The sequence below is a fragment of the Angustibacter sp. Root456 genome (assembly GCF_001426435.1).
Classification (GTDB): domain Bacteria; phylum Actinomycetota; class Actinomycetes; order Actinomycetales; family Angustibacteraceae; genus Angustibacter.
In genome coordinates, this window is sequence record NZ_LMER01000017.1 from 110,093 (window position 1) to 120,390 (window position 10,298).

11 protein-coding genes and 1 riboswitch are annotated in these 10,298 nt (G+C 72.3%); of the genes, 7 read left to right on the forward strand and 4 right to left on the reverse strand.

The window, feature by feature from the left end; all coding sequences use genetic code 11:
* Window positions 1-5: 5 nt before the first annotated feature.
* The 5 genes from ASD06_RS11635 (at window position 6) to ASD06_RS11655 (ending at window position 3,543) form a co-directional block, all read left to right on the forward strand.
* Window positions 6-617: a DUF3043 domain-containing protein gene (locus tag ASD06_RS11635; RefSeq protein ID WP_056677488.1), complete on the forward strand. Its 612-nt coding sequence runs from the start codon at window positions 6-8 to the stop codon at window positions 615-617.
* Window positions 618-620: 3 nt separating this feature from the next.
* Complete coding sequence (locus tag ASD06_RS11640) at window positions 621-1,433, forward strand: bifunctional 2-polyprenyl-6-hydroxyphenol methylase/3-demethylubiquinol 3-O-methyltransferase UbiG (RefSeq protein ID WP_056677491.1); 813 nt, start codon at window positions 621-623, stop codon at window positions 1,431-1,433.
* A 275-nt stretch (window positions 1,434-1,708) separates the two neighbouring features.
* Complete coding sequence (locus ASD06_RS11645) at window positions 1,709-1,996, forward strand: hypothetical protein (protein WP_056677494.1); 288 nt, start codon at window positions 1,709-1,711, stop codon at window positions 1,994-1,996.
* Between the two features lie 108 nt (window positions 1,997-2,104).
* Complete coding sequence (locus tag ASD06_RS11650; RefSeq protein ID WP_157371672.1) at window positions 2,105-2,647, forward strand: DUF222 domain-containing protein; 543 nt, start codon at window positions 2,105-2,107, stop codon at window positions 2,645-2,647.
* The gene (locus tag ASD06_RS11655) at window positions 2,605-3,543 is read left to right on the forward strand and encodes an HNH endonuclease signature motif containing protein (RefSeq protein ID WP_056677499.1); all 939 of its coding nucleotides are present in this window, start codon (window positions 2,605-2,607) and stop codon (window positions 3,541-3,543) included. Before ASD06_RS11650 ends, ASD06_RS11655 begins: the two co-directional genes overlap by 43 nt.
* 19 nt (window positions 3,544-3,562) lie before the next feature.
* Here the strand turns inward: ASD06_RS11655 and ASD06_RS11660 are convergent, their stop codons facing one another.
* Window positions 3,563-4,327, reverse strand: a complete 765-nt coding sequence (locus ASD06_RS11660; protein WP_056677501.1) for a hypothetical protein — start codon at window positions 4,325-4,327, stop codon at window positions 3,563-3,565.
* A gap of 112 nt (window positions 4,328-4,439) precedes the next feature.
* Here ASD06_RS11660 and ASD06_RS11665 point away from each other — a divergent pair, with 112 nt between their 5' ends.
* Together ASD06_RS11665 and pepN are read left to right on the forward strand one after the other, a co-directional pair.
* A complete protein-coding gene (locus ASD06_RS11665; RefSeq protein ID WP_056677504.1) occupies window positions 4,440-5,450 on the forward strand; it encodes an aldo/keto reductase family protein in 1,011 nt (336 codons plus the stop codon).
* Window positions 5,451-5,463: 13 nt separating this feature from the next.
* Window positions 5,464-7,968, forward strand: coding sequence for an aminopeptidase N (pepN, locus tag ASD06_RS11670; RefSeq protein ID WP_056677508.1), 2,505 nt, complete (start codon window positions 5,464-5,466; stop codon window positions 7,966-7,968).
* 2 nt (window positions 7,969-7,970) lie between these two features.
* Here pepN and ASD06_RS11675 read toward each other — a convergent pair whose 3' ends face one another.
* From ASD06_RS11675 to cobA, 3 genes are read right to left on the reverse strand one after another with little or no spacing between them, the layout of a single operon-like run.
* Window positions 7,971-8,186 (reverse strand): hypothetical protein, encoded by a 216-nt coding sequence (locus ASD06_RS11675; RefSeq protein WP_056677510.1) that lies wholly within the window; start codon window positions 8,184-8,186, stop codon window positions 7,971-7,973.
* Window positions 8,187-8,195: 9 nt separating this feature from the next.
* Window positions 8,196-8,717, reverse strand: a complete 522-nt coding sequence (locus ASD06_RS11680; protein WP_082537964.1) for a DUF1697 domain-containing protein — start codon at window positions 8,715-8,717, stop codon at window positions 8,196-8,198.
* On the reverse strand, window positions 8,629-9,984 hold the full coding sequence (cobA, locus tag ASD06_RS11685) for a uroporphyrinogen-III C-methyltransferase (protein ID WP_082537965.1): 1,356 nt from the start codon (window positions 9,982-9,984) through the stop codon (window positions 8,629-8,631). Before cobA ends, ASD06_RS11680 begins: the two co-directional genes overlap by 89 nt.
* 177 nt (window positions 9,985-10,161) lie before the next feature.
* Window positions 10,162-10,248: riboswitch (cobalamin riboswitch) on the forward strand.
* Window positions 10,249-10,298 lie beyond the last annotated feature (50 nt).

Sequence of the window (10,298 nt, forward strand, 5' to 3'; positions counted from 1 at the left end):
ACGGCGTGTTCGGACGCCGCAAGACCACCGCCGAGACCACTGCCGTCGAGCAGTCGTCCGCCCGCCCGGAGGGGCCGGGCAAGAACCGCCCGACGCCCAAGCGCAAGGAGGCCGAGGCGGCGCGCAAGCAGCCGCTCGTTCCCTCGGCTCGCGCCAAGGGCTCAGGGGGGTCCAAGGCGGCTCGTCAGGCGGCGCGCGAGGAGCGGGTCAGGGCCCGCGAGCGGATGATGCTCGGTGACGAGCGCTACCTCATGGTGCGCGACCGCGGGCCGGTGCGGCGGTTCGCCCGCGACTACGTCGACGCGCGCTGGAACCTCGGCGAGCTGCTGCTGCCCGTGATGGTCATCGTGCTGGCGCTGTCGTTCGTGGGGTCGGGCCTGCAGAAGACCAACCCCGCGCTGTACGGCGGCACGCTGGCCGTCACGTACACCCTGGTCGTGATGTCGGCCGCCGACGCCTTCCTCATGGGCCAGCGCCTGAAGCGGGCGGTGCGCGAGAAGTTCGGCGCCGACACCGACACCAAGGGGCTGACCTGGTACGCCGTGATGCGGGCGTTCCAGATCCGCCGCACGCGCGTGCCGCGGCCGACGGTCAAGCGTGGCGAGCACCCGGTCTGAGCCGTGACCGGCAGTGACGGCGTCGTCGGCGGCTGCTTCAGTGACGGCAGAGCGCCCTGGCTGGCCCGCCAGGGCAACCTGCGCAACGTCGTGCGCCAGGAGATCGTGACGCGCCAGCTCTCGCGGCACGTCGGCGAGCCACCTGGCACGGTGCTCGACGTCGGCGCCGGACAAGGGACGCAGAGCATTCGCTTGGCGCAGCGGGGTTTCGACGTCCTGGCGGTGGAGCCCGACGCGGACATGCGCGCGGCGTTCTCGACGGCCGCGGAAGGCCAGCCGGACGACGTCCGAGCGCGGCTGCGGGTGGTCGAGGGATCAGCGGAGACGCTCGACGACGTCGCCGACGGCCGCACCTTCGACATCGTGCTGTGCCACGGCGTGCTGATGTACCTGCCCGAGCCCGGGCCCGCCGTCGTGGCGCTGAGCGACCGGGTGGCGCCCGGTGGCGTGCTGTCGTTGCTGGCCCGCAACGCAGCCGCGATGGCGCTGCGCCCGGGCTTGCGCCGCCAGTGGGCCGACGTGCTCGACCTGCTCGACGAGGCCGAGCAGCCGGCGCCGCACTACGTGAACGAGCTCGGGGTGCGAGCCCGTGCCGACCGCCTGGAGGAGCTGGCGTCCTACGTCTCGGGACGCCGGATGCACGTCGAGGCGTGGTACGGCGTGCGGGTGGTCACCGATGGCGTGGCCGTCGACGAGCCGGCCCCCGCCGATCCCGACGAGCTCGACGCGCTCCTGGTTGCCGAGGAGCGGCTGGGGCGCACCGATCCTTACCGGCGGGTGGCGACGCTCCTGCATCTCATCGGCCGGCGGGGGTAGGCGGACCTCCACCGCACCTAGATGACGCACGATGTGATGTTTTTGTCGCGGAGTTCTCCCCGCAAGCAGGGGCTCGGCTGGCAAGATCGCCGACACCACGTGGCGTACCAACGCTCGATCGAACGCGGCCGTGACCTGCGCGTCCGGCAACTATCAGTTCGACAGCACTGCGGTCGTCACCTTCCCGCTGGGGTACGCGCCACGCATCCTGTCAGGCGGTGACCGTTCCGCAAGTGTGTCCATTCGCTGCTCGTGACGAGAATCGAGGAAGCCCCGTGGCACGCGTCGACGACACAGACGACAGTCTGAACCGTTTCGTCCTCCGGCATTACCGCCACGACCCTGAGCGACACGAACGCCGGCACGTGCCGGTCGCTGCGTTCGACAACGAGGCGGAGGCACTGGAGGCGCTCGACGCAGAGGACGCAGAGCTGGCGGCCCGCCGGGCACGCGGCGACGCCGACGAGCGGGAGCACTTCACGGTCATCCATCTGCCGCCCGGCTACCACGCTGAGCAGCGAGCTCGTCGGGGCGCCAGCAGGATGACGTCCCGGCGAGCCTGAGCCCGGCGACCCTCAGCGGCGTTGTCCACAGGCGCCCTGAATTGTCGCGTTGTCCACAGAAGCGTTGGAGTGGCTGGGTTCTGTCGGTGGCGTCTACCAGATTTGCGCATGACGGACAGAGTGGACACCTCGGGTGGCGCGGGTGCGCTGGCCGCGGTGACCACTGCGCTCGCCGGGCTCGAGCAGCTGGCCGGGGCGGCGTGGTGGCCGCTCGCCGACGCCGACCTGGGCGTGCTGGCCGATGCGCTCGACCAGGTCCGTCGCCTGGCCGACGGCCAGACCGTGCGCCTGCTCGGCGAGGTCGAGGCGCGCGGGCTGCCCGGCCAGGACGGCACCGGCTCGCCCGCCGCGTGGCTGCGTCGCATCGTGCCCTCGATGCGGCCGGGCGAGGCCGCCAGGCTAGGCAAGAAGGCCCACACCCTCTACCGCTCCACGCTGTCCCCCGACCTGGCACCCACCCGGGCCGCGCTGGAAGCCGGCGCGCTGCGGGTCGACCAGGCCCGCGTGGTCACCGAGATGGTCGAGCAGCTCTCGCCACCGAACGTGCCGCTCGACGGACCCGACGCCATCGACCCCGACCACCGCGCCACCGCGCCACCGCCCAGACCATGCTGCTGGACGACGCCACCCGCCTACCCGCCCCCGACCTGACCAAGTGCGCCGTCGCGATCCGCCACCACCTCGACCCCAGCGCCGACGACCGCCTGGCCCGCGACGAGAAAGCACAGCACCGCCAGCGCTGCCTCATCCTGTCGACCGAGGCCTCCGGCATGACGTTCCTGCAGGGCCTGCTCACGAAGGAGGCCGGTGCGGCGCTGCGTACCGCCATCGACGCCTGGTCCGCCCCTCAACCCGCCACCGACGGCACCCCCGACCCCCGCAGCGCCGGCCAACGCCGCCACGACGCCCTGCAACGCCTCGCCGAAACCGCCCTGGCCCGAGGCGAGGTCCCCACCAACCACGGCAGCCCCGCCAAGGTCATCGTCCGCGTCACCGCCGAGACCCTGGCCACCGCCGTGTCCGAACACATCACCCCGTCCGAACCCGGTGCTCCCAAGCCCACCGGCCTGCCCCCCGCCGAGCTCGACGACGGCACCCCCATCTCCCGGCGCCTGCTCGCCAAGCTGGCCTGCGGCGCCGACCTGGTCCCCGTCCTGATCGACGACCTCGGTGACCCCCTCGACGTCGGCCGCACCCACCGCTACCACACCCCCCGCCAACGCATCGCCATCATCGAACGCGACCGCCACTGCACCTTCGACACCTGCACCGCCCCCGCCTCCTGGTGCCACGCCCACCACCTGACCCCCTGGGACGCCGGCGGCCACACCACCGTCCGCGACGGGGCCCTGCTCTGCGACCGACACCACCACCACGTCCACACCACCGGCGCAGTCGGCCACCTCATCAACGGCCAAGTGGTCTGGACCCAACCCGGCCACCAACCCGGCGACCAGCCACCCCTGCCACCACCCGACCCCAAACGCTGGCAACGCCAATACCTCCAACGCCTCACCCGCCAATGGCTCGTACCGCGCCGGGAGTGACGTCACCGCGTCCCATGGCTCAGCGCGCAGGCGGCAGCGTGATCCCGGGGGCGCGGGCGCGCCATCCCGGTGGGTAGCGGCGCTCCTGGTCCAGCCGGTCGGCGAGGGCCGCCAGAGCCGTCTGCAGCATGCCCAGGCGCCGGTCGCTGCTGGCCTCCGGCGACGCCAGCGCCTGCGCGAACGGCCGCAACCAGTGCGCGAATCGGTCGTCGAAGACGCGGGTGAACTCGTCGTACCCGATGCAGCCCTCGCCGTCCGCCGTGATCATGCACTCGCCGATCGCACGTTGCTCCTCGCGTGAGACGTGGAATCGAGGGTCCACCTCGTCGGAGGTGAGCACCCGTCGCACCGTCTCGAGGCAGTCGAACGTCGAGCGTGTCTCGCTCGTCGCCGAGTACTGCAGGAACTGCACCTTCCGGCGCAGCACCTCGTGCCACGCCAGGTACTGCGCCAGTCGGAACGACGTGCTGCGAATGACGTCGTCGGGCAGCGACCCGGCGCCGACCCCGGTGCTCGGCCGGTAGTTGCGCAGGATGTCGACGCGGTGGCCAAGATCCCAGGCGGCGTCGAGCAGCGGCCCGCGGTAGCGATCGAGAACCTCCGTGGCCCTGACTGCGCGCTCGCGGTCGAAGCGGTTCTGCTCCAGCTGCTGACGCAGCCGCTCGAGCTCGGCCGCGTTCGTGCGCTGCCTGCTCGCCTGGTAGAGCGACGCCACGACGTTCACTGCCGCGACGCCGAGCGCGGCGACAGCGGTCACGAAGGCCGCCTCGACGCTCGTCACCACGCTCAGCCACCCCCTCGCACCACCACCTCAGCCTGATCCGCGCGCGCCTGCTGCCGGCAGGGGCCTAGGTCACGCGCTCGCGGTGCGCAGCGCGACCTCATAGGGTCGGCCCATGGAATTTCGCTACCTCGGCAACTCCGGCCTGAAGATCTCCGAGATCACCTACGGCAACTGGCTCACCCACGGCTCGCAGGTGGAGAACGACGTCGCGACGCAGTGCGTCCACGCCGCGCTCGACAACGGCATCACGACGTTCGACACCGCTGACGTCTACGCGAACACCAAGGCTGAGACGGTGCTCGGCGAGGCCCTCAAGGGCCAGCGCCGTGAGTCGCTCGAGATCTTCACGAAGGTCTACTGGCCCACGGGCCCGGGCGGACCCAACGACAGCGGCCTGTCGCGCAAGCACATCATGGAGTCGATCAACGGCTCGCTGCGCCGACTGCAGACCGACTACGTCGACCTGTACCAGGCGCACCGCTTCGACACCGAGACGCCGCTCGAGGAGACGATGCAGGCGTTCGCGGACGTCGTCCGCCAGGGGAAGGCCCTCTACATCGGCGTGTCGGAGTGGACCGCCGACCAGATCCGCGCCGGCCACGCGCTGGCCAAGGACCTCGGCGTCCAGCTCGTGTCGAGCCAGCCGCAGTACTCGATGCTCTGGCGCGTGATCGAGGACGAGGTCGTCCCGACCTGTCGAGAGCTCGGCATCAGCCAGGTCGTCTGGTCCCCCATCGCGCAGGGCGTCCTCACCGGCAAGTACCTGCCGGGCCAGCCGCCGCCGGAGGGCTCACGCGCCACGGACGCGTCGGGCGGCGCCGACATGATCAAGCGCTTCATGGACGACGACGTCCTGACCCGCGTGCAGGACCTCAAGCCGGTCGCCGACGACCTGGGCCTCAGCATGGCTCAGCTGGCCATCGCCTGGGTGCTGCAGAACGACAACGTGGCCACCGCGCTCGTCGGCGCCTCGCGCCCGGAGCAGGTGCACGACAACGTCAAGGCCGCCGGCGTGAAGATCCCGGCCGAGGCGATGGAGCGCATCGACGAGGCGCTCGGCTCGATCGTCGAGACCGACCCCGGCAAGACCGCCGAGAACGCGCCGAAGCGCCGGCCGAGCTGACGGCGTCCTGACCATGCCGCGCGCCCTCACCCGCGACGAGGCCGTCGCCCGACGCGAGCTGCTGTCCGTCCGCTCCTACCAGGTCAACCTCGACCTGGTAGGAGCGGAGGCGGACGACACGTTCACCTCGACGGTCAGCGTGGACTTCACCTGCGCCGAGCGGGGGGCCTCGACGTGGCTGGAGCTCAAGGCGGCCGAGCTGGTGTCGGCCGAGCTCAACGGTCGGGCCCTCGACGCCAGTGCCTGGCAGGACGACCGGCTGAGCCTGCACGACCTGCAGGACACCAACCACGTCACCGTCACGGCGCGGATGGCCTACTCCCGCACCGGTGAGGGCCTGCACCGCTACACCGACCCCGAGGACGGCCAGGTCTACCTGTACAGCCAGGCGTTCCTCGACGACGCCCCCCGGCTGTTCGCGTGCTTCGACCAGCCCGACCTCAAGGCGAAATTCACGCTGCGCATCAGCGCGCCGCCGTCCTGGGTGGTGCTGTCGAACACCGCGGGCGAGCAGGGCGAGCCGGGCCGCTGGACCTTCGCGACGAGCCAGCGCATCTCGACCTACCTCGTCGCCGTCGTCGCCGGCCCGTACCACGGCGTGCGCGGGCACCACGACGGGATCGACCTGGGCGTCTGGTGTCGCCAGTCGATGGCGCCGTACCTCGACGCCGAGCGGTTGCTGGCCACGACCGCGGTGGGCTTCGACTACTTCCACGAGCTGTTCGGTGTGCGCTACCCGTTCGGCAAGTACGACCAGGCCTTCGTCCCCGAGTTCAACGCCGGAGCGATGGAGAACCCCGGCCTGGTGACCTTCCGCGACGAGTACTACCTGCCGCGAGGCACCGTCACCGCCGACGACCGCGAGAACCTCGCGAACACCCAGCTGCACGAGATGGCCCACATGTGGTTCGGCAACCTCGTGACGATGCGCTGGTGGGACGACCTGTGGCTCAACGAGTCCTTCGCCGAGTACCTCGCCTACCGCGCTGCTGCCGAGGCCGCCGGCCAGCCGGGCTCGTGGACGGCGTTCCTGGTGAAGCGCAAGGCGTGGGGCTACCGCGCCGACCAGCTCTCGAGCACTCACCCGGTGGCCGGTGAAGCCGCCGACACCGGCGCCGCCCTGCTGAACTTCGACGGCATCTCCTACGCGAAGGGCGCCTCCGCGCTGCGCCAGCTCGTGGAGTGGCTGGGTGACGAGGCGTTCCTCACCGGGCTGCGGCAGCACTTCGCCGACCACGCCTTCGACAACGCCTCGCTCAGCGACCTCGTCGACGCCCTCAGCAGCGCCAGCGGTCGCGACGTGTCGACCTGGGCCGATCAGTGGCTGCGCACGAGCGGGCCGAGCACGCTGTCGCTGGCCGTCACGGACGACGGCGCCGGGCGCTACACGCGGGTCGCGGTCCGACAGGACGCCCCGCAGCGCCTGCGGCCGCACCGCATGGCGATCGGGTTGTTCGACCTGGACGGCGACGCCCTGGTGCGCCGCGCCCTGGTAGCGGCCGACGTCTCGGCCGACCCCGAGTCACCAGTGCCGGCACTCACTGGCCAGCCGGTGGCCGATCTGCTCCTGCCCAACGACGGCGACCTCACCTACGCGCTCGTCGACCTCGACGACGCCTCACTCACGACGGTGCGCGAGCACCTCGTCGGCCTCACCGACCCCCTCGCCCGAGCCCTGGTCTGGCTGACCGTCAGCGAGATGATGGGCCGGGGCACCTTCGCGCCGTCCGGGTTCGTCGGCCTCACCGCCCGGGCGCTGGGGCCGCTTGACCCGCAGCCGGTGACCGCGCGCGTGGTGCGCGACGCGATCACGGCAGCCGACCTGTGGTCACCCACCGACCAGCGGGACGCACTGCTGAGCACGCTCGCCCACGCGCTGCTGCAGCTCGCCCGTGACGCCGCACCAGGCAGCGACCAGCAGCTCGAGCTCGTGCGCGGGCTCGTCGAGATCACCCGCGACGCCGACCTCCTGCGCGACTGGCTGGCCGGAGTGACGGTGCCGCAGGGGGTCGCGGTCGACGACGACCTGCGCTGGCGCCTGCTGCACCGGGCAGCGACCCTCGGCGCGGTCCGCGACGACGACATCGCTGCCGAGCGCGAACGCGACCGCTCCAGCAGCGGCGCCCTGCACGCGCTCACCGCTCGCGCAGCCCTGCCGACACCGCAGGCCAAGGAACAGGCCTGGACGAGCGCGGTCGAGGGTCGCCTCAGCAACCACGAGCTGCTCGCGGTGGCCTTGGGCTTCTGGAGCGCCGACCAACGCGAGCTGCTCGCGCCGTACGTCGACCGGTTCGCGGCCGACTACCCCGGCTTCGCCGCGACGCAGTCGGCCGAGATGGTGCAGCTGTTCGGCCGCGGGCTCTTCCCGAGCACGGCCGTCGAGACCAGCACCGTCGACCTGGCCGAGCGGGTGCTGGCAGAGCCGGCGTTGCCTGCCGCCGCCCGGCGGTCGGTGGCCGACCGGCGCGACGAGATCCTGCGTGGCCTGCGGGCTCGGCAGGCCGAGACCGCCCGGTAGCGCTACTGCGCGGGGCGCAGGCTCATCGGCCCGTAGATCTCCGTCTCGCCCTCGCGCAGGAACACGGCGTCGACGCCAGCCTCGACGAGCGAGCGCCACTCCTCGCCCAGCCAGCTCTCGGCGTCGGACTGGGTGGGAAAGCTCGTGGTGGTCACGCTGTCGGCAGCGACGTCCTTGCCGTCGGCGTCGACGTAGCGCCAGGTCCAGGTCTCGCTCATGGCTCGACCCTACGGGGTCGCGAGGTCGAGCAGCGCGGTGACGGTGCGCCACGTGCGCACCGTGCCATCACTCAGCGCCTTGGCCTGGGGGGCGCGCAGCCACGGCTGACCGAGCCCGGCGGGGGTGCGCAGGTAGGCGTGCGCACCTGACACCACGAGCTCGGCGCCGTTCAGCAGTCCTGTGCGCACCTCGGCCTCGACGGGCGCCGGCAGCGGCGCGGGCAGGAACGACACGTGCACCTGCTCGGTGTCGAGGAAGGGCAGGTCGTCGACGACTCCCTGCAGCTGCTGCGGTGTCCGGACGATCACCGGCACGTCGAAACCGAACCGCGAGCGGAGCCCTCGTTCCATGGTGGCCCCCACCGCGGTCGCGCTGCGCTGCGACGACGAGCAGATCACGTTGCCGCTCGCGATGTAGGTGCGGACGTCGGTGAGCCCGAGGTCAGCGCAGAGCGCCCGCAGCTCGGCCATGGGCACCTTGTGGCGCGGCCCCAGGTTGATGCCGCGCAGCAGCATGACCCACGTCCCCATCGACCCTCCGTGCGTTCGGTGCCGGTGCCGCCGGCTGCGTGAGCGCCGCGACCTCGCCGATGACGACGACAGCCGGGGCGGTGACCTGCTCGCGGCTCATCATGGCGGCGACCTGCGACAACGAAGAGCGGAGCACGCGCTGCGTGGGCAGGCCGCCGTCCTCGACGACCGCGACGGGCGTGTTCTGCGCGAGCCCGTGGGCGACGAGCTCGGTGGCGATCGCCGGCAGGGTGGCCACGGCCATGAGGCAGACGATCGTGGTGCCGGTGCGGGCGAGCGCCCCCCAGTTGACCGTGCTGTCCGGGTGACCGGGCGGCAGGTGGCCCGAGACGACCGAGAACCCCTGCGACACACCGCGGTGCGTGACCGGCACACCGGCCAGGCCCGGCACGCTGACCGCGCTGGTCACGCCCGGCACGACCTCGACGTCGATGCCGGCGTCGGCGCAGGCCGTGAGCTCCTCGAAGCCCCGGCCGAAGACGAACGGGTCGCCGCCCTTGAGTCGCACCACCGTGCGTCCCGCCCTGGCGTGCCGCACGAGCAGCGCGTTGATCGCCTCCTGCGTCGTGAGCGCACCGCGCGGCAGCTTGGCCACGTCGACCACCTCGACGTCGGGGTGCAGGCCGTCGAGCGCCGCGAGCGGAGCGAGGCGGTCGGCGAGCACGACGTCGGCCTCGGCCAGCCGCTCGTAGCCCCGCCGCGTGAGCAGGCCCGGGTCGCCGGGTCCCCCACCGACCAGCACCACACGTCCGTGGCGCGGCCCCCGGTGCGCGCGCCCGGACTCCGCGCGGCCGGCCCGCAGCTCGACCTCGACGGCAGCGACGGCCGCGTCTCTCAGACGGGCCGAGCGCACCGGGTCGCGTCCCGACAGCACGGCCACGCTCGCCGGACCGCTGCGCCCGACGGCCGGCGTCCAGGCCGTGGCGGTGGTGGCGTCGTCGGCGCGCGAGCACCACAGATGCCGGGTCGTGGCGTCCTGCAGCACCTCGGCATTCACCTCAGGGTCGTTCGTGCAGGCGAAAACCAGCCAGGCCTCGTCGAGGTCGGCCGGGCGGTACCCCCGCTGGTGCCAGGTGAGCCGCTGCCGATCGGCCAGGTCGCGCAGGGCCGGGACGACATCCGGCGCGACGAGCCGGACGTCAGCTCCGGCCTCCAGCAGCCGGGCCACCCGCCGCAGCGCCACCGGGCCGCCGCCCACCACGAGCACGCAGCGGTCGGCCACCCGCAGGCCCAGCAGCAGCGGGTCGGTCGTCGTGGTGCTCGTCATCCGGACATCCTGCCCGCCACGCGGCCGCCCACCAGGGGATGCCCACACTGCGAACACGACCTCGATCCAGCGGTGATCCAGCGGTGATCCAGCGGTTGTGCCGAGCGTCTCACCGGCGTGCTTTGACACCCCTTCGCGGCACGTGGGACGGTTGCGCCACCTGACACCCACGGTCGGGGGAAGCCGGTCGAAGTCCGGCGCTGACCCGCAACCGTAGGCCGCAGCCCCGTCGTCCCGGCGGGTGCTGAGGTGAGCCGGAGTACCGGATCGTGGGCCAGGCTCCGACATTTCCGCCGAGGACTGCGGTACGGAGC